At 54.3% G+C, this 21,285-nt stretch carries 18 protein-coding genes and 2 tRNA genes; 12 read left to right on the forward strand and 8 right to left on the reverse strand.

Features of this window, described 5'->3' with window-relative positions; translation table 11 throughout:
- Window positions 1-8 precede the first annotated feature (8 nt).
- From mutM to NYE69_RS13605, 3 genes are read left to right on the forward strand one after another with little or no spacing between them, the layout of a single operon-like run.
- Window positions 9-920 carry a DNA-formamidopyrimidine glycosylase gene (mutM, locus tag NYE69_RS13595; RefSeq protein ID WP_340926590.1) on the forward strand — a complete coding sequence of 304 codons (912 nt, stop codon included), beginning with the start codon at window positions 9-11 and terminating at the stop codon, window positions 918-920.
- Window positions 917-1,513: a dephospho-CoA kinase gene (gene coaE / locus NYE69_RS13600; RefSeq protein ID WP_340926591.1), complete on the forward strand. Its 597-nt coding sequence runs from the start codon at window positions 917-919 to the stop codon at window positions 1,511-1,513. The genes mutM and coaE overlap by 4 nt, the downstream gene beginning before the upstream one ends.
- Window positions 1,510-2,073 carry a lytic transglycosylase domain-containing protein gene (locus NYE69_RS13605; protein ID WP_340926592.1) on the forward strand — a complete coding sequence of 188 codons (564 nt, stop codon included), beginning with the start codon at window positions 1,510-1,512 and terminating at the stop codon, window positions 2,071-2,073. The genes coaE and NYE69_RS13605 overlap by 4 nt, the downstream gene beginning before the upstream one ends.
- A gap of 68 nt (window positions 2,074-2,141) precedes the next feature.
- Here the strand turns inward: NYE69_RS13605 and NYE69_RS13610 are convergent, their stop codons facing one another.
- On the reverse strand, window positions 2,142-2,381 hold the full coding sequence (locus NYE69_RS13610) for an alpha/beta-type small acid-soluble spore protein (RefSeq protein ID WP_326045158.1): 240 nt from the start codon (window positions 2,379-2,381) through the stop codon (window positions 2,142-2,144).
- A 125-nt stretch (window positions 2,382-2,506) separates the two neighbouring features.
- On the opposite strand from NYE69_RS13610, the gene nrdR reads away from it, so the two are divergent.
- From nrdR to NYE69_RS13645, 7 genes are all read left to right on the forward strand, one after another.
- Complete coding sequence (gene nrdR / locus NYE69_RS13615; protein WP_328271666.1) at window positions 2,507-2,977, forward strand: transcriptional regulator NrdR; 471 nt, start codon at window positions 2,507-2,509, stop codon at window positions 2,975-2,977.
- Between the two features lie 182 nt (window positions 2,978-3,159).
- A complete protein-coding gene (locus NYE69_RS13620) occupies window positions 3,160-4,122 on the forward strand; it encodes a phosphate ABC transporter substrate-binding protein (RefSeq protein WP_340926593.1) in 963 nt (320 codons plus the stop codon).
- An 88-nt stretch (window positions 4,123-4,210) separates the two neighbouring features.
- On the forward strand, window positions 4,211-5,113 hold the full coding sequence (pstC, locus tag NYE69_RS13625) for a phosphate ABC transporter permease subunit PstC (protein WP_326045160.1): 903 nt from the start codon (window positions 4,211-4,213) through the stop codon (window positions 5,111-5,113).
- A complete protein-coding gene (pstA, locus tag NYE69_RS13630) occupies window positions 5,110-5,997 on the forward strand; it encodes a phosphate ABC transporter permease PstA (protein ID WP_326045161.1) in 888 nt (295 codons plus the stop codon). Before pstC ends, pstA begins: the two co-directional genes overlap by 4 nt.
- A 12-nt stretch (window positions 5,998-6,009) precedes the next feature.
- Window positions 6,010-6,768, forward strand: coding sequence for a phosphate ABC transporter ATP-binding protein PstB (gene pstB / locus NYE69_RS13635; RefSeq protein ID WP_328271667.1), 759 nt, complete (start codon window positions 6,010-6,012; stop codon window positions 6,766-6,768).
- 312 nt (window positions 6,769-7,080) lie between these two features.
- Window positions 7,081-7,995 carry an IS1595 family transposase gene (locus tag NYE69_RS13640; RefSeq protein WP_340926594.1) on the forward strand — a complete coding sequence of 305 codons (915 nt, stop codon included), beginning with the start codon at window positions 7,081-7,083 and terminating at the stop codon, window positions 7,993-7,995.
- Between the two features lie 848 nt (window positions 7,996-8,843).
- Window positions 8,844-9,473 (forward strand): DedA family protein, encoded by a 630-nt coding sequence (locus NYE69_RS13645; protein WP_340926595.1) that lies wholly within the window; start codon window positions 8,844-8,846, stop codon window positions 9,471-9,473.
- Between the two features lie 30 nt (window positions 9,474-9,503).
- Here the strand turns inward: NYE69_RS13645 and NYE69_RS13650 are convergent, their stop codons facing one another.
- The gene (locus NYE69_RS13650) at window positions 9,504-9,692 is read right to left on the reverse strand and encodes a hypothetical protein (protein WP_036624350.1); all 189 of its coding nucleotides are present in this window, start codon (window positions 9,690-9,692) and stop codon (window positions 9,504-9,506) included.
- Window positions 9,693-9,968: 276 nt separating this feature from the next.
- On the opposite strand from NYE69_RS13650, the gene NYE69_RS13655 reads away from it, so the two are divergent.
- A complete protein-coding gene (locus NYE69_RS13655; protein ID WP_340926596.1) occupies window positions 9,969-10,949 on the forward strand; it encodes a helix-turn-helix transcriptional regulator in 981 nt (326 codons plus the stop codon).
- A 41-nt stretch (window positions 10,950-10,990) separates the two neighbouring features.
- Here NYE69_RS13655 and NYE69_RS13660 read toward each other — a convergent pair whose 3' ends face one another.
- The 4 genes from NYE69_RS13660 to NYE69_RS13675 form a co-directional block, all read right to left on the reverse strand.
- Complete coding sequence (locus NYE69_RS13660; protein WP_340926597.1) at window positions 10,991-11,824, reverse strand: carbohydrate ABC transporter permease; 834 nt, start codon at window positions 11,822-11,824, stop codon at window positions 10,991-10,993.
- A 22-nt stretch (window positions 11,825-11,846) separates the two neighbouring features.
- Window positions 11,847-12,734 carry a carbohydrate ABC transporter permease gene (locus NYE69_RS13665; RefSeq protein WP_340926598.1) on the reverse strand — a complete coding sequence of 296 codons (888 nt, stop codon included), beginning with the start codon at window positions 12,732-12,734 and terminating at the stop codon, window positions 11,847-11,849.
- Between the two features lie 36 nt (window positions 12,735-12,770).
- Window positions 12,771-14,144, reverse strand: a complete 1,374-nt coding sequence (locus NYE69_RS13670) for an ABC transporter substrate-binding protein (RefSeq protein WP_445744833.1) — start codon at window positions 14,142-14,144, stop codon at window positions 12,771-12,773.
- A gap of 250 nt (window positions 14,145-14,394) precedes the next feature.
- Complete coding sequence (locus NYE69_RS13675; RefSeq protein ID WP_340926600.1) at window positions 14,395-16,506, reverse strand: bacterio-opsin activator; 2,112 nt, start codon at window positions 16,504-16,506, stop codon at window positions 14,395-14,397.
- 591 nt (window positions 16,507-17,097) lie between these two features.
- On the opposite strand from NYE69_RS13675, the gene NYE69_RS13680 reads away from it, so the two are divergent.
- Window positions 17,098-20,547: an S-layer homology domain-containing protein gene (locus NYE69_RS13680; RefSeq protein WP_340926601.1), complete on the forward strand. Its 3,450-nt coding sequence runs from the start codon at window positions 17,098-17,100 to the stop codon at window positions 20,545-20,547.
- A gap of 380 nt (window positions 20,548-20,927) precedes the next feature.
- Here the strand turns inward: NYE69_RS13680 and NYE69_RS13685 are convergent.
- Together NYE69_RS13685 and NYE69_RS13690 are read right to left on the reverse strand one after the other, a co-directional pair.
- A tRNA-Lys gene (locus NYE69_RS13685) sits at window positions 20,928-21,000 on the reverse strand.
- Between the two features lie 14 nt (window positions 21,001-21,014).
- Window positions 21,015-21,090, reverse strand: a tRNA-Ala gene (locus NYE69_RS13690).
- Window positions 21,091-21,285 lie beyond the last annotated feature (195 nt).

Genomic DNA, 21,285 nt, shown 5'->3' on the forward strand with positions numbered 1-21,285 from the left:
GACTTGGTATGCCGGAATTGCCGGAAGTGGAAACGGTCAGAAGAACGCTGACCGAATTGATCGTGGGGAAAACGATCCGCTCCGTCAAGGTGTCCCTGCCGCGAATCATCCAGCGGCCGGACGATATACAGCGGTTTGAGACGGAGCTTGCCGGCCATAAAATCGTGGAAATCGGCCGCAGGGGCAAGTTTTTGCGGATCGTGATGGACGGGCTTGTGCTCGTTTCCCATTTGCGTATGGAAGGCAGATACGGATTGTATGGCGAGGGTGAGCCTGTCGAAAAGCACACGCACGTGATTTTCAAATTTACGGACGGCACGGAGCTGAGGTATAAGGATGTAAGGCAGTTCGGCACGATGCATTTGTTTCCGCCGGGGGAGGAATTTACGAACCAGCCTTTGGCCAAACTGGGACTGGAACCGCTGGACCCTTCCTTTACGCCGGAGGTGTTCCGGCAGCTGATGTCGCGGCGGAAGACGAAAATCAAACCCGCGCTGCTGAACCAGGAATATGTTGTCGGTTTGGGGAATATTTATGTGGATGAAGCCTTGTTCCGGGCCGGCATCCATCCGGAGCATCCGGCGGACAAGCTTAGCGGCCTTAAGCTTGACCGTTTGCACGAGGCGATTGTGGCCACGCTGAACGAAGCGGTGAACGCCGGCGGCTCCTCGATTAAATCGTATGTGAACGGTCAAGGGGAGATGGGCATGTTCCAGCATGCCTTGCGCATCTACGGACGAACCGGCGAGGCTTGTCTCGAATGCGGGCATCCGGTGGAAAAAACGGTCGTTGGCGGCCGGGGAACCCATTTTTGCCCCAAATGCCAAAAGCCATACCGCCCCGGCCGCGAGCAAAGCAAAGTTAAACCCGAACGGCCCGCTTCCCGCGTAAGCGAAAACAGTGAGGTGTTGAAAGGATGAACATCGGCCTGACCGGCGGCATCGCCACCGGCAAAAGCACGGTATCCCGCATGCTGGTTCAGAGGGGAGCCGCCCTGATCGACGCGGACGTCATCGCCAGGGAAATCATGGAGCCCGGGCATCCGGTACTGGCCGCGGTAGCGAAGCGCTTCGGACAAACCGTGCTGCACCCGGACGGGACGCTCGACCGCAAAAAGCTGGGCGAAATCGTGTTCGCGGACCCCGAGCGGCGAAAAGCGCTGGAAAACCTGACGCATCCGGCGATTCGCGCCGAAATGAAACAGCGCCTGGACGCGCTTGAAGCCGCAGCTCCCCGCCGCCTTGTCGTCGCGGATATCCCGCTGCTGTACGAATCGGGACTGGAGCGGTTGTACGAACGGATTATGGTAGTCTACGTGCCGCGGGATCTGCAGCTGGCCAGATTGATGGAGCGGGACGGCCTAAGCCGGAATGAGGCGGAACGCAGGCTGAATGCGCAAATGGATATCGAACTAAAAAAAGAAAGGGCGGATATCTTGATTGACAACAGCCGTGGACTGGATGAGACGGAACGTCAGATTGACGAGTTTTGGCGGGATCAGGGAATGCTATGAGGTGGCTGCGCAAAAAAAGAGTGCTGCTTTTGTTATTCCTGGGGTTTATTGTTCTGATCTTTTTTAATTCCGCTTGGCTCTCGTTGTTTTATCCGATTTATTATAAAGAAGAAATTCGTTATCACGCGAAAAACAACGGCATCGATCCGTTTATCGTGGCGGCCATTATAAAAGTGGAAACCAATTACAAGTCCGGAGCCCAGTCCAAAAAGGGAGCTTTAGGGGTTATGCAAATCATGCCGGACACCGCGAATTGGGTCATTGCGAAGGCGGGCTTGCCCGATACGTCGCTCGATCAGGTGCAAAATGAGATCGGGACCAACATCGAAATCGGGACTTGGTATTTAAAGTCGCTGTCGGAGCAGTTTGACGGGAATGCGATTGCGATGATCGCCGCTTACAACGCCGGGCCGACCAATGTCAAAAACTGGATCAAAAGCGGGAAATGGGACGGCCGACTGGAAACGTCCAAAAACATTCCATTTGGCGAAACCCGCCATTATGTGCAGCGGGTAACGCATTACTATAAACAGTATTCCGACATTTACGACGAGTTTTGATCGCTCGTATATAATAAAGAAGCACTGACGGGCGTCAATTCGCCTGTCAATGCTTCGGAGTGATCGGCTTATCTGAATTGGCCGGTTTGGCCAGCTTGGCCAGCCAGCTGTTGCTCAGCGATGGTAACCAAGCGTTTCGTAATGAAACCACCGATCGAACCGTTTTCGTAAGAAGTCAGGTTACCAGCATATCCGTCTTGTGGGAAAGAGATGCCAAGTTCCTGAGCGATTTCATATTTCAGTTGATCCAATGCTCCGGAAGCTTGTCTAACCACCAGGTCGTTCGAAGAGTTATTATTTTGTGCCATGATGTTCACCTCCTTGTGGTTGGTAACAGTATTATGTGCCGGGACTATCAACTTCATTACTTTTTTTTGAAGTTATTTATTGGCATTAATGTAAATTGCATTTTTTGGAAAGGAGGGAACTTGCGTTGAAATGTCCGTATTGCGATTATTTGGGGACAAAGGTGCTGGATTCGAGGCCGGCCAACGAAAACAGGTCGATCCGCCGCCGGCGGGAATGCGAGAAATGCAGCCGGCGCTTTACGACCTTTGAAATGGTGGAAGAAATGCCGCTGATCGTCATCAAGAAGGATGGAAGCCGCGAGGAGTTCAGCCGCGAGAAAATGCTGCGCGGGCTGATCCGGGCTTGCGAGAAACGCCCCGTTTCCGTGGAGCGGCTGGAAAGCATCGTGTCCGAGGTGGAGCGGTCCATGCGCCATTCGGCCAATGCCGAAGTGGAAAGCCGCGAGATCGGCGAATTGGTGATGGAGCAGCTATACCCCGTGGACGAAGTAGCTTACGTCCGTTTTGCTTCGGTGTACCGCCAGTTTAAAGATATCAATATGTTTATGAAGGAACTGACCGGGCTGTTGTCCAAAAATACGAGAGAACTCGAATAGCCGGATTTGAATAAACACTCCCTGTATTCAATTAAGGGAGTGTTTATTTTTGTTTGCCATTGTCGAAATTAAGGGGTAACCGCCAGGTTCATTTTACACAAAGTTTACATTACGAAAACACGGGATTGATCTTCGCCGCCTATAATCAGGTTGTAAAACAAATAAGGGGGAAACCTGAGACAATGAAAAAGAGTATGCTTATGGTTTTGACTTTGGTATTAAGCTTGACTTTGGCTGCTTGCGGTCAGGGCGGCAACGCGAAAACTAACACCTCGGGTGCTGAAGGCGGTAATGGAGGTGCGACGAGCGAGGCAGCGGCAAACAATGGCGGGAACAAGGCGACTTCGGATTTGTCCGGTTCGGTCCTGTCAGTAGGTTCCTCGGCGCTTCAACCGCTGGTAGATCAAGTTTCGAAAAAATTCATGGAGCAAAATCCGAACGTATCCATTCAGGTTCAAGGCGGAGGCAGCGGCACGGGGCTGACGCAAGTTTCCGGCGGACAGGCTGACATCGGCAACTCCGACGTGTTCGCTGAAGAGAAGCTGGAAGCCGCTCAAGCTTCCGAACTGGTTGACCACCAAGTAGCGGTTGTCGCTATGGCCGCTGTAGTGAATCCGGATGTAACGGTCGACAACCTTACGAAAGATCAACTGGTGCAAATTTTTACGGGTAAAGTAACGAACTGGAAAGACCTGGGCGGCCCGGATCAAAAGATTCAAATCGTAAACCGTCCTTCGAGCTCCGGTACGCGCGCAACCTTTGAGAAATACGCGCTTGGCACGAAGACGGAAGATCTGCAAGGTTCGATCCAAGAGGATTCCTCCGGTACGGTTAAGAAGCTTGTCGGCGAAACGCCGGGAGCCATCGGTTATCTTGCGCTTTCCTACCTGGATGAAACCGTAAAAGCTGTGAAATACGAAGGCGTGGAAGCAACGGTGGACAATGTGGCTAACGGCACTTATCCGGTATGGGCTTACGAGCATATGTACACGAAGGGCGAGCCGAACGAAGTCGTTAAGGCGTTCCTGGACTTTATGGTTTCCCCTGAAGTACAAGGCGATAACGGCGATGTTGAGGAACTCGGCTATATCCCGATCAGCAAAATGCAAGTTAAACGCGATGTGGACGGCAACATTACCAAATAAACAACACTATATTCGATAACATCATATCGGCAGAGAGAAGAGGCGGACATTTCTGCCTCTTTCTGTGCTGTGTAAAGGGAGAGGTTTCATGGCTCAATCCGGCGGAAACAAAAAAGTACAGCCGCACATTATAGAGGAATGGACCGGTAAAATATTTACGTCATTTTGCATCGTGCTGCTGGTTGTGACGATATTTTCGATGGTGTATTTTGTCTCAACCAGAGGTTTAAGCACCTTTTTTCAGGACGGGATTTCGATCGGCCAAATTTTCGGAAGCACCGAGTGGAGACCGGACGGAGTTCCTCCGGTGTTCGGAGCGCTCCCATTCATTTTGGGATCGTTCAGCACTTCGATCCTGGCAGCCATCATCGCGGCGCCGCTTAGCATCTGCGCAGCCCTGTTCATGGTCGAAATTATGCCTAAATTCGGCAAAAAATTTCTGCTGCCGGTAATCGAGCTGTTGGCCGGGATTCCTTCGGTCGTTTACGGTTTTGTCGGCCTGAGCGTAATCGTTCCGTTTTACCGGGATATTTTTCCCGGACAGGGCCTTGGCATTTTTGCGGGGGCGACGGTATTGTCGATAATGATTTTGCCGACGATTACGTCCATCGCCACGGATGCGATCACCGCTCTACCTCCCGGATTGAAAGAAGGTTCTTATGCACTTGGGGCCACGCGGTGGCAAACGTTGTGGCGGACCGTCCTGCCGACGACGATGCCGTCGCTGCTCACCGGGGTCGTGCTGGGGATGGCCCGGGCCTTCGGGGAAGCGCTCGCCGTACAGATGGTCATCGGGAACGCGCCGCACATTCCGCGCTCGCTGTTTGAATCCACCTCCACGCTGACCAGCGTCATCACGCTCAGCATGGGCAATACGGCCATGGGAACGACACAGAACAACGTGCTGTGGACGCTTGCCTTGATTTTGATGCTGATGACCTTCGTCTTCGTCTTTATCGTGCGTGGGCTGGAAAGGAGAGCAAAACGATGAGTGCAAAAACCGCAGATAAAATCGCCACGGCCGTTATTGTTACGCTGGCAGGCGTTATTGTGCTGATCATGGCCGGGCTGCTCGGATTTATTTTGGTCCGCGGGCTCGGGCACATCAGCTTTGATTTTCTGACCTCTCCGCCGGAAACGATCAAGGCGGGCGGGGGGATCGGTCCGCAATTGTTCAATTCCTTGTTCCTGCTTGTTCTGACGCTGATTATCACGATTCCGCTTGGACTCGGGGCGGGCATCTATATGAGCGAATATGCGAAACCGGGCAAACTGACGTCTTTTATCCGGCTGATCGTTGAGGTGCTGTCCTCTTTTCCGTCGATTGTCGTCGGCTTGTTCGGTCTGCTCGTGATCGTTAATGTGTTTGGCTTCGGCTTCTCCCTGTTCTCCGGGGCGCTGGCGTTAACCGTGTTCAACCTGCCGCTGATGGTGCGGATTACCGAACAGGGCATGGCCAGCGTGCCGCAGGCGCAGAAGGAAGCGAGCCTGGCACTGGGCTTGTCCAAATGGAAAACGATCAGTTCGATTATGCTGCCGATCGCGATGCCGGTGATCTTGACCGGGACAATTCTGGCCGCGGGCCGCGTGTTTGGCGAAGCGGCGGCGCTGCTGTTTACGGCCGGCATGAGCAGCCCGAGACTCGATTTCGGGAACTGGAATCCGCTCAGTCCGACGTCGCCGCTGAACCCGTTTCGCCCGGCGGAGACGCTGGCCGTCCACATCTGGAAGATCAATTCCGAAGGGCTGGCTCCGGACGCTCCCGAAATCGCCGCAGGCGCTTCGGCCGTGCTTATCATCACGGTGCTTCTGTTCAACCTGCTCGCACGTTGGGTCGGCCGCCTGATGTACAAGAAATTTACGGCTACGAAATAGGAGGGCTCCGAGGTGCAAAATACCGCATTATCCACCAAAAACTTGAGCGTGTTTTACGGAGAAAAGCAGGCCGTGAAAGAAATCTCGCTCGACTTCGCCTCACGGCAGGTGACAGCGTTAATCGGCCCGTCCGGCTGCGGGAAATCGACGTTCCTGCGCAGCTTGAACCGGATGAACGATTTGATTTCCGGCGCGCGGATCACCGGGGACATCTGGATCGGGGACGACAATATCAACGATCCGAAAACCGACGTCGTGCTGCTGCGGCAAAAGATCGGCATGGTATGGCAGAAGCCGAACCCGTTTCACAAATCGATTTATGAAAATATCGCTTTTGGACCGCGTTACCACGGGATTCGCGACAAGAAAAAGCTGGATCGGATCGTAGAGGAGTCGCTCACCAAAGCCGCGCTCTGGAACGAGACGAAGGACCGGCTGCACAGCTCGGCGCTCGCGTTGTCCGGCGGCCAGCAGCAGCGGCTTTGCATCGCCCGTTCGATCGCCGTTAATCCGAGCATCATTTTGATGGACGAACCGGCATCCGCGCTGGATCCGATTTCGAGCGCCAAAATCGAGGAACTGATCGCCGAATTAAAACGCGAATACTGCATTATTATCGTAACCCACAACATGCATCAGGCTGCGCGGGTATCGGAAAAAACCGCGTTTTTCCTCATGGGGGAACTGGTCGAATATGACGACACCAGCAAGATCTTTACGAATCCGTCGGAAAAACGGACGGATGATTATATTTCCGGCCGGTTTGGATAAACCGGTTGGTTTAAAAAACCGAGCCAGGGGAGACTGCCTTCTCTGGCTCGGTTTTTTCCCCTTAAGATTATTAAATTCTTGGTGTTCCTGCCTGCTGCCTGCCTTTGCACGGTTATCCCTTTCTTTCAGGGAGCGGGGGGTGGGGGCTAGAGCAAGGGTTCCAAAAAAAGAGAGATGAAAAAAAACAAAAAAGATGAGGAAAAAATGAGGCGGTTCAGATGAGATTTTTGGCTTGATAAGGGAACGTACGTTTGGTATAATGAAATAAATGGAACTTATGTTCGTATATCCTTGATTCGGGGGCGAGTAAACATGGAGATCAATACGGGAACGGAACATCAGCCATTCAGCAGCCGTTTTAACAGCGAGCAGGACTGCATGGAGGCGCTGATCGCGATGAAGTGGCCAAACGGCTTTGTCTGCCCGCGCTGTGCTCACACCCGGTGCAGCCGTCTAACTTCTCGGCATATCCCTTTGTTCGAGTGCGGAAAGTGCAAGCATCAAACATCGCCTTTGGTCGGCACGATATTTGAAGGAACGCATCTGCCCTTGCTCAAGTGGTTCGAGGCCCTGGATTTGTTCCTGCTGGAGGGCGGCATCTCGGCGCTGCGGCTGAGCAAGGTGATCCGGGTCACCTACAAGACCGCCTGGTCCATGTTGCACAAAATACGCCATGCCGCCGGGGAGTTCGATGCCCGGGAGCTGCTCTCCGGAGATGTGAAGGTGAACAGCGATCAGTATGGGCGTAATCCGTCCCGGTGTCAGCTTTCGCATCCGTACGCCTCGGCGGTCGTAGCCGGCTGCACGGTCACGGAGTCGGGTGAGCCGGAGCAGGTCAAAATCCGCCTGGTGCCGTATAAACGGGGAGGCGAAAAAAGGGCAGACCGTCACGATCTAACCGCGTTTATTGGCGGGCATGTGGATGTCCGTACATCGACGGTGCAGTCCTTCCCTCAGGCCTTTCGGCTGTACACTCCCTTGCGGAAAGTGGTGAGAGAGGCGTGGGAATCGCTGAAGAGTACGTATGGAGCCTTGGGACTGAAGCATCTGCAGGCGTACCTGAACGAATACACCGTACGCCACCGGCTGCGCCTGTCCGGAGGACTGCCCGGAGCGGAAGAAACGATGCGGCAGAAGCTGCTGCAGATGTGTGTGGCGGTGCCGGTGCTTCCTTACCCCCGGCTAATCGTGCGCCAACCGAATCAGCCCCTTGCGGTTGCGGCCTGATCGTGGTGCTTGAAAATATGGGGGGAGCTTGATGCAGATCAACTTAATGGGTCCTTGATCTCCTGTCCTGATCTCCTGTCTTAATCTCTGGTCCGGTCTGTTTCACCTCCTTGAAACCTAATTTCTTCTCCTATGGCCTATGCCCGTCTAAATTATCTCGAACCTATCTGCTTCTCCACCAAATATTTTTTCTCTTGAGCTTGTCTTTCTCTCTGCTACCTGATCAAAGGGGATGATCGTGCAAAGTCTCCGGATAGGGAGTGTTGATCTGCCGCCCACCCCACTTCCCTATCCTCAAGCTTTCGGGCGCCCTTCCGCGTTTCTTGCCACGATCGGTTTTTGACTTGACTGGCAAGGCAAGCAAGGATTATAAGGTTGAGCCAGGCATCTCTTCTGTCCGCGTATCTTAAATCTTTGAATACCTTCAGCTCAAGGACTCAAGCTGATTTTTGCTCTGCGAAAGTTGAGTTATAAAATTCCGGCGTGGTAGAGGGCGATGCGCAGGTAGAGAGGGAGGAGAAGAGGACTCGGGGGGCTAGGGGGCATCAGAGCCGTTTTTTTCGAAAAAACGGAGGTTTGTAACATGTAAACACGAGGGACGGACACAGATCATCTTATTTACCTTAAATCGGCCCGGATGCACTGGTTTTGAGCCAAGAGTCACGTGGGTCCGTTAGAGCGGCGTCTATTTTACGGATTCGAGCTTTCCCTTCCCCCGGCCCCCGGTCCAGGATGGAACCCGCCCTAGGGCCATTTTGGATTGGAAATTCTCCGCGTATACTGTTAACATAAAAAAAGAATAGGGCGAATTGATGGCGGCGCCTTGAATTCATAAAAGGAGAACGATCATGAACGTGCTGGCTTGGATTGAGCGGATGTTCGAGCATTACGGTTACTTTGTACTGCTGCTCGGACTGCCGGTGGATTTTATCGCGCTGCCGTTGCCGCCGGGGCAAACGACGCTGACATATACCGGTTATTTGGCCTATAAAGGGGTACTCCAATTCGTTCCGTCTTTGCTGGCCGGTTACGCAGGATCGGTGATTGGCGTAACGATTACGTACTGGCTTGGCCGCCGGATCGGGGCGCCGCTCGTTGAGCGCTACGGCAAATGGATATTTTTGAAACCTTCCCACTTGGAGAAGACCAGGCGCATTTATGAGAAATATGGAAACAAAATGCTGTTGATCAATTTTTTCGTGCCGGGGGTCAGACAGTTTTTCGGATATTTCGTAGGCATCATTCGCATCCCTTACCGCACGTTTGCCCTCTATGCCTATACCGGGGCAGCTATATGGGTCACCGCTTTTGTAGGCATCGGATTCGTGTTCGGCGAGCAGTGGCAATACGCGATCGGGCTGGTGGAGAAGTATTTGAAATATTTCTTTATGGGCCTTGGGGCTCTGCTGCTGGTCATTGTATATTTGAAGTGGAGAAAATGGCGGCTGAAAGTGGCCAAGCTGTCGCGAAACTCTTGAAGAGATACCTTTATGAACATTTTGAAATTGTTATGATCCTTTCGGCTTAGGGTCCTTCGCCGCCGTCCCGTCGGCTGCCTCTTCCTCGCGCAGCTTCAGCAGGGACAGCAATTCGAAAAAGTTGCCCAAGGCGGCGAATCCGGCTCCGATAATGGCCAGGTCACTAGCGGTAATTATCCCATCGTCCGTTTTTTTCGTCTTTCGTTTTCTTTTTGTCAAGCACACCACCTGCTTTGAAGTCAACTTGCTTCATCATATGCTGCAAATGAAAGCGATGGTCATGTTTAAACGAAACTGGGCGAAACCGAAAACGGCGCTTGGCCCATCCGAAGTCCGAAGTCCGAAGTACGAAGTCCGATATTCAAAGTCCGAAGTACGCTTCAATTTAAGATGCGGCCCCGCAAGCGAGCTGTCATTCTAACGGATGTCAGCGTCGTTATTTAGGTGAAATGAAGAGAGGAAATTAAGCTTCTCCTGAGAAAGGTAAAAATGGTCATGTCCAAAGCCGATAACATGCTATCCATTCTTTGGCTGCTCCGGTCGGGAAGGAAAATGACCGCCCGGCAGTTGGCGGACGAGTTAGAAATCCATATCCGAACCGTATACCGCTGCATTGACTCTTTATGCGCCAGCGGCGTGCCGATTACCGCCGATTCCGGACCTAACGGAGGCTATCGGATTCTCGGCGATTTTGCGGAGTCGCCGTTGCTGTTTGACGCGGACGAGCAGAAAGCGCTGGTGCACGCTTCGATATTCGCCCGGGAGGCGGGGTACCCGTTTTCCGCCGAATTGGAGCGGGCGGTTGATAAACTGAAGCGTTATACAAACGAGAAGCAGCTTGACCATATGGAACGCCATGGCCGCGGCGTGTCCGTGATTTATCCCCCTGTAGGCGAGAAACAGTCGGCTTATTTGCAGCAGCTTGAGGAAGCGGCGGCGGAAGGGCGGTCGCTTGTTATGGAGTATGCGCGGGGCAAGGATTCGGCTATGGAGTGCCGCGTGTTTGATTGCTACGGCATCATCCACTGGAAGGGGACCTGGTATACGGTCGGATTTTGCCGCCTGCGCCAGGGGCTGCGCAGCTTCCGGGTAGACAGAATCGTCCGCTTGGAGCCTTCGGATCACCGGTTTGAACGGCCGGCGGATTTCTCCGCGAAAGATTTTTTGCTGGGCGGTTTGCTCCCGCCTTCGCTGCAGGAGAAGTCCCTGGTTACCGTTCGCATTGCCGGACATGACCGGGTCTTAAATGAACTGCAAAACCATTGGATGTTCGGGCACACGCTGGTGCGGCGGAGTGAAGGGGAAGCGGAATTCAAAATGGATGCTTCCGCCTTACATACCTATGTGCCGTACTATTTGCTGCCTTACGGCAAAGCGCTGAAGATTCGCGAACCCCACCGGCTTGCGCGGCGGATGGCGGAGATCTGCGCGGACATGGCCGCACACTACGAGGGAATGAACATGGAATTTAAATAAAATAAGGAGGCCGCGTTCGAGGACGCGGCCCTACTTCATTTTTAGCCTTTCGTTCCGCCCTGAAGGCCAAACCCTTTGGACATAAAGCGCTGCGAAAGGATATACAATACGATGGAAGGGATCGCATACAGGATGGAGAAAGCGGCCAGGTTCCCGTACTCGACCATCCCGTATTGTCCGAAGAACTGGTACAGCTTTAAGGAAGCCGGGAAGTTTTCGGGATTCTGCAGCAGAATGTACGGAACGAAGAAATTGCCCCAGCTTCCCGAGAACGTAAAGATGGCCACCGTGCAAATGCCGGGGATCATCAGAGGAGCAACCACTTTGCGGATGCCCGTAAACACCGACGCTCCGTCGACCCATGCCGCCTCTTCCAGGTCCTGCGGCACGGAATCCATAAAGTTTTTCAGCATCCAAATTCCATAAGGCATTGAGGAAGCGACGTAAAACAGGATCACCCCGTAAATCTGGTCATACAAATTCAAGGTAAGGAACAATTGGTACACCGGGACCATCACCGCCGTAATCGGCAGGGAGGTCATAAATAAAACGGTCAGCATGAACGGCTTTTTGTATTTCATTTGGTACCGCGATAAGGGATAGGCCGCAAGCAGGGCCAGGATGACGACGAGCACCGCCTGGCCGAGCGACATGATGAGTCCGATCAGGAAGGCGCGCTGATTTTCCCGGCTAGTGATCACTTCGATGTAGTTCTCCGCCGTCACCCGGTGCGGCAGCTTAAGCGTCTGCATCGCGTTCGAGTCGATCGAGGCGACGATGACCCAAAGCAGCGGCAGCACGAAACAGATGCCGATAAAGGTAAGAATGGCGTACGGCAACACCCTATAGACGATTTTGCGTTGTTTGGCGTTCATACGAAGCCTCCTTGTCAAAAGGTTATTTCAACGAGCGGATATAGAACAGGCTGAGCACCACTCCGATCAGCAGGAGCAGCAGGGAAATCGCGGTTCCGTATCCAAGCTGGTAATTGACAAAGGCCTGATTGTACATAAAGATCGGCAGCGTCGTCGTCGAAGTGCCCGGCCCCCCGCCGGTCATGGCGTAGATCAGCCCGAAAACCCCAAGCGTCTGCAAGGTAACGAGCATCATATTGGTGACAAAGCTTTCCTTAATATAGGGCAGGATGATCCGGGTGAGCACCTGCCATCTCGAGGCCCCGTCGACGACGGCGGCCTCTTCGACCTCGCTTGGCACATCGTCCAGCGCCGCTTGAAACACGAGCATGGAGAAGGCGGTCCCGTGCCAGATGTTGGCCAGAATAATCGTCAGCATCGGCACGGTGAACAGCCAGGTAACCGCCGGGATGCCGAAAAAGGCGAGAACTGAGTTTAACGTGCCTTCGTCCCCGAAAAAACTGTACAGGCACAAGGCGCAGACGATTTCTGGAGTTACCCAGCCGGCCAGCACGATCGTGCCGATGACGCGGCGGAACAGCTTGTTTTTATGCTTCATCAATAAAGCGATGACAAAGCCGAGCACCTGCTGGCCGATCACCGCCGAGCCAAACAGGAAAATCAGCGTATTCCAGATGCTGATGCGAACCGTCGGGTCCTTGAACATATGGATATAGTTATCGATCCCGACAAACTTCAGCTCCTTCGCGGACTCTCCGGTTAAGGCCAGGTTCGTGAATGAATAGAAAAAGGTCAGGAACACCGGATATATAAAGAAAATCAGCATGATGAGGACGGACGGAAGCAAAAAGTAGAGCCACGTTATTGAGTTTCTTTTTTGCCGATACGGTTCGGCCGTTATGCTGCTCATATCGTTCTCCTCCCCCCGGTAGCAAAGCGCTCTCCGCTATTTTTGCATCACATGATCTTCGCCGACGATGCGGGTGACGTCTTGAGCGTATTTTTTGGCGGCGTCGGCCGGAGAGGTTCCCGTTGCCACGGATTCGACCATCGTTTGGATTTGCGTGGACACCTCGGGGTACTTTTCCTGAGCCGGTCTGAACTCGGCGTTTTGCAAATATTCCGTGGCGATTTCGTTAAACGGCATTTTCGTGTATTCCGGATCTTTGGCCACGTCGGCCCGGACCGTAATGTTGCCGGAGGACATGACGAGTTTTTGGCTGTTTTCTTTACTTAACGCATATTTAATGAACTCCCAAGCTTCGTCTTTATGTTTGGCATTGCTTGGGATGGACAACGCCCAACCGCCGGCCAGCGTGATCGTGCCGGGATCCTGGCCTTGACTCGTCGGCATCGGGGCAAAGCCGAGCACGTCTTTGTATTCGGGCCAAGGGGCGGCCCCGGTGTCCAGATAATTGCCGGTAATCCAGGAACCGTCGAGCGAAATCGCCAGCTTGCCCTGCGGCAAATATTCGCGTGAAGCGGTGTTCCCGGCCTGGCCGTTCAGCACTTTGGAGAGCGGCGGCCCGAGCTGCTCCTTGTTCACGGTTTCAATAAATCCGAGCGCGTCGAGGATGCCTTGGCTCTGTACGATCCATTTCCCCCCGGCGTCGTCGTATAGCCGTTCGCCCGTGCCGTACAGCAGCATTTCATAGGTCTGCATCGAGGTGGCTTCGCCCGTCGCCTTGCCCATGTTCATCCAGATCGGCACGACGTCCGGCTCCTTCTCTTTGATCGTCCGGGCCGCGTCCAGCACCTCGTCCCAGTTTTTGGGCCGCCAGTCCTCGGGAAGTCCGGCCCGCTTGAAAATTTCCTTGTTATACCAAAGCCCGCGCGAATCGGTATTATAGGGTACGCCGTACACCTTGCCGTCGCTGGCGGTTACGCCTTTTTTCATCGCCTCGATAAACGAGCCGTTGATCCAATCCTCCCATTCCTTCAACCGTTCATCGAGTGGTTCAAGGTACCCCGCGCTGGCATCGGAGTTCAGGATAAACGTATCCTCCGTGACGATATCGGGCGCCGTATCTTTCGATTTCAGAGCCAAAGCGACTTTGGCAAAATAGTCCCCTTCGGACGCCTGAATCGGCGTTGGCTTGATCTCCACGTTTTTATTGGGATAGCCGGCGGCAACTTCCTGGATCCATTTGTAAAACGAGCCCTTTTCCCCGGCGCCATCGTCCCGGTACGTGACCGTAATCGTCGTTTTTCCGGACTCGCCGGCCCCTTCGTTGCTTTTGCCCGAACAGCCAAACAGCAAAGCTCCGCACAACGCGATGCACAACACGACGGACGTAATCCGCCAACCTTTCTGGTTCATGAAGGCCATGTTTTTTCCCTCCCAAAGTAAGTATGCGGATAGAGAAGCGAAAAAGCTTGCCGGATTGTATCCGCTTACAAGCCCCTTTTGATTAAAACATACTTTCCTGCCGGAACAATTATTCTAAATTTGAATGGTTCTTTATAGGTATGCAGGGTTGGGAATAGAGGTGATTGGCGGAGAAAAGGGAAGGAAGCGCCGGCCCCGCGCGAAAAAAACGGACCGACCCCGGACGGATCGGCCGCGTATATTACCGGACTTCATAGTTTGAAACCAGACGTGCCAGAGCAAGCGCAAAATGTTCCAGGGCAGTCCGGGAATGGCGGTAAAATGTTGCCCGGCTCATATGGAAACGGGCGGCGAGCTCGTTTTTGTTCCATTCTTTCTGTAAATAACTTGCCATAAGGATTTGCTGTTCCGTTTTCGTTAACGGGTAGGCGGGCGGCTCGGCGGTCAGAAGATTGAGCGCGTATTTTTGCGCGGCGGCAGCGGGTAAACGCAGCGCACGAACGGCCGGTATCCGCTCCAACTGCTCCGTATCGTACAGATGCTCCAGCAATTGCTTAGCGGCTTTGCCGTCGATCGCCACGGATGCGCTTTGCCCAGCTTCGGGCAGAGGCACGTTTGGCGCCTTGTCTGCGGGACCGGTCTGCCGGATCACATTTTGCACCCACTCCTCAAACGCAGCTTGCCGGAAATCGAGTTCCCAGCGGGTCAGTTCTTCCGTTTCCGCGGGCCCTTCGGGCTTGATCCGGCCGGTTTCCTTGAAGCCCAGCAGGGAAAACAAGCTGCTTAAATGCGGATCTGCGGTAATATTGATGCCCTTGAATCCGCGGGTCATAAAAATCAGCCATTGCCGCATCAGCAACGCGCCCAGTTCCTCGGGGCCGTACAGCGGGTGCCGGCTGTTTACCGCGGCGAGCAGCACGCAGATCGTGTCGGCCGCTTCCGCGGGAAGACGGCGCAGCGCGGGGGCCTCCTCGCCAAGGATGGACAGAAGCCGGGGAGCGTAACGTTCCATGAGCGGCATCGTCCCGGCATGCAGCCAGAAGCCGGCGCAAAACGCCAGCGGGACTCCGCCCGGATCACGTACGACAAAAACCCCCTCGGGATGTTTGGCGGCGATGGTTTCCAGCAATTCGTGATATTTTTGCGGATCGACCAGCTCGGATTGCCAATCGGAGTGTGAAATCGACCAGGCCAGAAACCGCTGGAGGTGGGGCAAATCCTCCGCACGATAAGGGCTGTGTTCCTGCGGCTTCAGGGTGGAGGAAAAATCGGCGTAAGCATGGGCAGCCGGCAGAAACTCCCGGTAAAGCTCCAGCACATAGGCGGCAATCTGCATTTGCCGGCGCTTATCCGCCAGCCGGAATTGTTCGGCGAGCAGCTTGAACACATCAAGGCGCAGCTGCTGAAACTGGCTGGGGTTTCTTCGGGCGTGCTCCTCCCGCAAAAGGAGGGCGACGACATGGTGCAGGGACAGGCCGTATGGGGTGCTGCGGATAAAGGACAGCTTGCCGAGTTCAAAATAGCCGGAAGCGCTGAGCGGTTCGTCCAGCAATAAGTTGATGGCGGGCTGGTCGGCTGCCGGCAGCAGCGATAGGACGGTTAACGCCTGGTACAGGGAAGGGGAAGCGGCCTCTTTTAAAAATTCGGCGCTAAGCATGCTGGGGATTTCCCGGACATCCCCCTCCCGGGAACGCCGCCAGTCCACGATCGTCGCCAGCAGTAGGGGAAGACCTTCCGTTTTTTGGGCAATTTCCTTCTGCACGGTTTCTTCCAGGCCGCTATCTTGCAAATACTCGTGGATCTCTTCACGCGAAAAAAGCTTGAGGGGGAACGTTTGAATGCGGCCGCCCCAAAGCGGATTCGTGCGCCATTTAAGGGGAAGGCCGTTTCGCGAGGCGATGACGAGCAGGACTCCCGCGTCTTTCAGCCTCGGCAAAAAGCTGGAAAGCAGCCAGCTTTCAATCAGGTCCAGACGTTCGCAGTTATCCATCACCAAAACGGACCGCTGCTTGGACAGTTCCGCAATCAGGTAAGGCAGAAGGGGAACCTCCGGGTCCCTGAATCTGCCGTATTCGCTTTGCAGGCTCATTTCGAGACTGGATAAAAAAACTCCGGAAGTCGTTAGCTCGGACTGACCGTCCAGCCATACCGTCAGCAGCGAAGCTTGCTTGGCCTTATGAAACATTTCCGTCAGCAGCGTTGTTTTGCCGATGCCGCCGATGCCGGAAACCGAAAATAACCGCAGCTCCCTGCCGGGGTCCGCCAACCACTGCTCCAGACTGTTCATTTCCCGGGAAAAGCCGATCACTTGACGGCGGGCAATTTCATTTTTTTCTGTCGATAATGACTCCATTCCCCATCTTCCTTCTGTATTTAAAATCTGAAACAAAAATGAAACGTCACGACCATGCCATTATATTACACTATGAAATGCGACTATTAAAAATAAAAATTCGTGTTTTTTAAGATTATACAGGTTCAACCTAATCATCAGTGCTTGACAGTCAAACCGGCAACAGACCGTGGCCTGGAACGAGACTCGCTATCCGGAGGCTTTGCACGATTATCCCGTTTGACCAGGTGACTTGGCTTCCTGAACCAAAGGAATAAAGGTGCAAAGCGGTTTGGAGAGCCTACCTCCACCTCCGTCATCATTTATTTTGTCAAGCACTGATTTTGGTCTTGAGCCATTATAGAATCTATAAATTCGTAGGTAGAGAGGGGGGAGAAGAGGGACTGGATCTGGTGGGCTAAGGGACACCGGAGCCGTTATTTGTGAAAAAACGGGAGTTTGCAAAATGTGGACACAGATGACGTTATTCACCTCAAGTCGGCCTGGATGAACGGGTTTAGAGTGAAATAGGGTCGCTCCAAAGTAGAAGTCAGCCACTAAAGGACACCGTCAGGTGTTTTTCTTAACTATTACTTGTAAAGGGGAGCCAATATGACAAAACGCTTATCTGCTTTCTTAGCCTTACTAATGATGTTTACGATATTTGAACCGTGGGGAATCCGTGCCGTCCGTGCCGAAGCCGGCCTGGCTCCGCCTGAAGCGGATGGCTGGGTTCAAATATCCACGGCGGAACAGTTGATTTATATCGACCGGAATCAAGAGGCATATTTAAACCGAAACCTGTTGCTGCTGGGCGATATTGATTTGGCCGGGTATGGCTGGATTCCTTTCGGCGGCAACGAGCATGCCGCATTTAGCGGCGTTTTTGACGGAAGGGGCCATTTGATCACCGGGGTCAGGGTCATCGACGATGAGCGGGAAAATGTCGGATTTTTCGGCAGCTCCACCGGTGTGATTAAAAACCTGGGGGTAGATGTTCATATCGAGGGAGGCGCCTATACCGGCGGACTGGTCGGTCTGATGAGCGATGGCAGCATCGACCGCGCTTATGCAACGGGCAGCGTCAAGGGAGGGACGAACGCTGATCCGGCTGCGGTTACCGGCGGATTGGCAGGAGGGGCCATAGGTGAAATCACTCGCTCCTTTTCTTTGGCATCCGTCGTTAGCGGTACGGCCCCCAACATTTATGTCGGCGGGTTGGTCGGCGCTCAAGGCAGGGGCGGGATCAGCGATTCGTATGCGTCAGGAAACGTATCGAACCAGACCGGCGATAATTATTATCTCTTATCTGCCGGCCTTGTGTCCCATATCGTTCGCGGCAGCGTTCAGCGCACTTATGCGGCCGGAAATGTCGACAAGTCCAATTTGGCGGGGGCATCCTACTCGTTGATCGTTGGATTGGTGGGTGTAGCCGATTTCGCAGGTTCTTTCGTTGCGGATTCTTTTTTCGACTCCGTTACCACCGGGGTGACGGCCGGCAGCGATCCGAGCGGAGCGAACGCCCGCGAGACGAGCGAGATGCGGCAACAATCCACATATGCGGCTGCGGGCTGGGATTTTACGAATACTTGGGCGATCAATCCGGACGTGAACGGCGGGTATCCTTACCTCAGGCCGGCGATTCTGACCGAGGATTTGCCGGATGCGGTCAAAGCTGTCCCTTATTCGGTTTCGCTTGCGGGATTTGACGGTGCAAGAGGCGGAATCACCTGGAGTGCGACCGGCCTTCCCGCCGGCCTGAGCCTAATCGGTACGGGGGTGCATACGGCGGTACTTCAGGGCACGCCAGCGCAGCCCGGCACCTACAGCATCGATATCACGGCAACGGATGCCGGGGGCGCCACCGATCGTACGACGCTCCAGTTGACGGTTAAAGAGCAAGCGCCCGAGTTAGCCGCCTTCCGCGTCGGCCCCGGCGCCGTTTATAAATCCGTCAAGGCAGCGGCAGAGCCCCAAGGGGCGGATCATACGTTTGCTTATACGCTTACTGATTCCGCGGATGTTCGGCCGCTGCTTGGCGCCGAGCTTCCGGCCGCTGCGGCGGCGTACCGGTTGGGGGAGGACATTCCGAACGTTGCCGCAGGACAGTATTTAAACGTATATGAGGCGGATTTGCATGGCTTGATCCGGGCCTTGAGCAGCGTCCGGCTTGCGGCCGAAGATATTCAGGCGGTGGTTCGCGTCACCGGCGTAAGGCTGGAGCCGGACCGGCTGACGTTTGTCTTAGGCGAGGGGCCGCAGAAGCTTGCGGCTATCGTCGAACCCGAAGGCGCGACCGAGCCTGCGGTAATTTGGAGCTCCAGCGCTCCGGGGGTGGCCGAGGTTAGCCAAAACGGCGAAGTCGCTCCTGTGGCGGCCGGCGAAGCCGACATCACGGTCATGACCGTGGACGGCTCCTTTGCGGCAGCTGCAAAGGTGACCGTAACGCCGCCTCCGGCCACCGCCGGAACGGTGACGGGAACCGTTTACGGAACGGGGGACGCCCCGCTTCCCGGGGTCACGGCTGCCGTGTACGGCAGCAGCGCCACGACCGACAGCCAAGGGAATTTTACGTTGTTTAACATTCCCGAAGGCAAGCAAACCGTTTCATTTACGGCTTCAGGCTATAAACCTTATTCCCTGACCGTTAATGTAACTGCGGGCGAGATCACGGATACGGGCCGTATCGTGATGACGGTCGAAGACACAGCGGAAAATCCGGGCGGCCCCGATGATCCGGATAATCCGACTGACCCGACCGATCCTGCAGATCCGGGCACCCCGGGGAGTTCCGGCTCCTCGGGATCGCATCGCGACGGTTCTTCAGGCGTGGCGGATAAAACGGTAAATGCTCCGGGGGAGAGTGCGGGGGAACGGATTTATATAAACGGCAAGGAAGTTCAGACAGCTATCGTAAAAGAAACGGCGGGCGACGGCAGAGCCGTCACGCGGTTTATCCTGGACGGCCCTCTCTTAAGCGCCGCATTTGGTGCAGAACGCGAAGTTATCATAACCGTTAACGGCTCGGATCCGATCATGGTGACCGATTTTCCCGCGGAAGCGCTGCGGGAGTCGCTCCTGAGGCAGCCCGAGGGAATGCTGCGGATACGCGCCAATGGGGCGAGTTACGGCTTGCCGCTGCACGTCATGGACAGCATACCGGGCGGTTTGGTCCTAAGCGCCGCCATCGGCAAACAGACGGATGCCGCAGCCGGGGAACTGCAAGAAGCGCTGGCCGGACAAGGCTGCCAAATGCTTGCGGCACCGGTAGATTTCTCGCTTTCCTTAGACGGCAAGGAGCTGGCCGATACGGGAGCGGTTTACACGGAACGCTCGATCAGGCTTGACGCCGGGGTTAATTCCGCCAAGTCCACCGCGGTGCGGGTCGATGCAAACGGGCGGGCGCATTTTGTCCCTTCGGTATTTCAAGCGGCAGGGGACGGAACCGAAGCTTTCATCTATGCGCCGCATAACGGCACGTACACCGTGGTTCAATCGGAACGCACTTTTTCGGATGTCCAGGATGGGCACTGGGCGAAATCCGAAATTGAGCTGCTCGCGAACAAGCTTGTCCTGACCGGCGGCTTTGACGGGCGTTTTACGCCCGACGGTCAAGTCACCCGCGCCGAATTTTCAGCGATGCTCGTACGGTCCTTAGGGCTTCTTGAAAAAACGGGCCCATCCGCTTTTAACGACGTTCCGGAGGGGGCCTGGTATGCAGGGGCGGTGGAAGCTGCCGTTGCTGGCGGGCTCATTAACGGGTATCCGAACGGATCGTTTAAGCCGAACTCGCCGATCACCCGCGAACAAATGGCGGTCATGATCGCCCGCGCCGTAAGCTTCGCCGGGGAATTGCCGGGAACGGATCCCCTTTCGCTCGAGCGCTTTTTCGACCATTCCGGCATCGCGGGCTGGGCTCAGGAACCCGTCAAGCAACTGCTTGCGGCAGGGATGATCGAAGGCGCGAAAAACAACACGTTTGCTCCCGGCGAATTCGCTACCCGCGCCCAAAGCGCCGTTTTGCTGAAGCGTATGCTGGAATACCTTGGGTTTATCGATTAATATATGAAAAAAAGAAGCCCCCTTAGGCGGCGGAAGCGGTAAGCAACCGTTATAAGGGGGCTTCTTTTTACTAGCGTTGCATCGTCTAGTCGCACAAATATGCTAACGGATGCCATGGCCGCTATTTGTCCCAAGAACGTTGATTTCAAATCGTAACGGTTGCCATGGCGCTTATTTCGCTAAAATCCGGCTTTTTTGCTTAGATCCAGGCAAATAACGACGATCACAACCGTTAGATTTCGGGACGCTGCCTGCGGGAAAACTTGAGCAGAAGTTAACTTTCTTCTTTGGTCTAAATAGGGACCTTTATTACCGTTATTTCCGTGACCACCGCAAAACACGAGATAAATAAAAAACGGCATCTCTGCCGTTTTACTCTATGGATCGTCAGGGACTCGAACCCTGGACCAGATGATTAAGAGTCAACTGCTCTACCAACTGAGCTAACGATCCTTAAGGTGTAATTATGGTGGAGCCAAGGGGGATCGAACCCCTGACCTCATCGCTGCCAGCGATGCGCTCTCCCAGCTGAGCTATGGCCCCGTGAGCGACTATTTTATTATATAAAAGTGAGTGCTGGGTGTCAAGCTATTTTTTAAAAAAATATTCTATGAAAATTAAAGCGAGCTGGATTGTGCGAATCGTTTTTTGTCGGACGATGATCAATATGTTACGTTATATTGTCAATATCGCGTTGTGGACGGCAAGATCGCCGAGCATCGCGGACGGCTCGATAGG

Source organism: Paenibacillus sp. FSL R5-0527, from assembly GCF_038008055.1.
Lineage (GTDB): Bacteria > Bacillota > Bacilli > Paenibacillales > Paenibacillaceae > Fontibacillus > Fontibacillus macerans.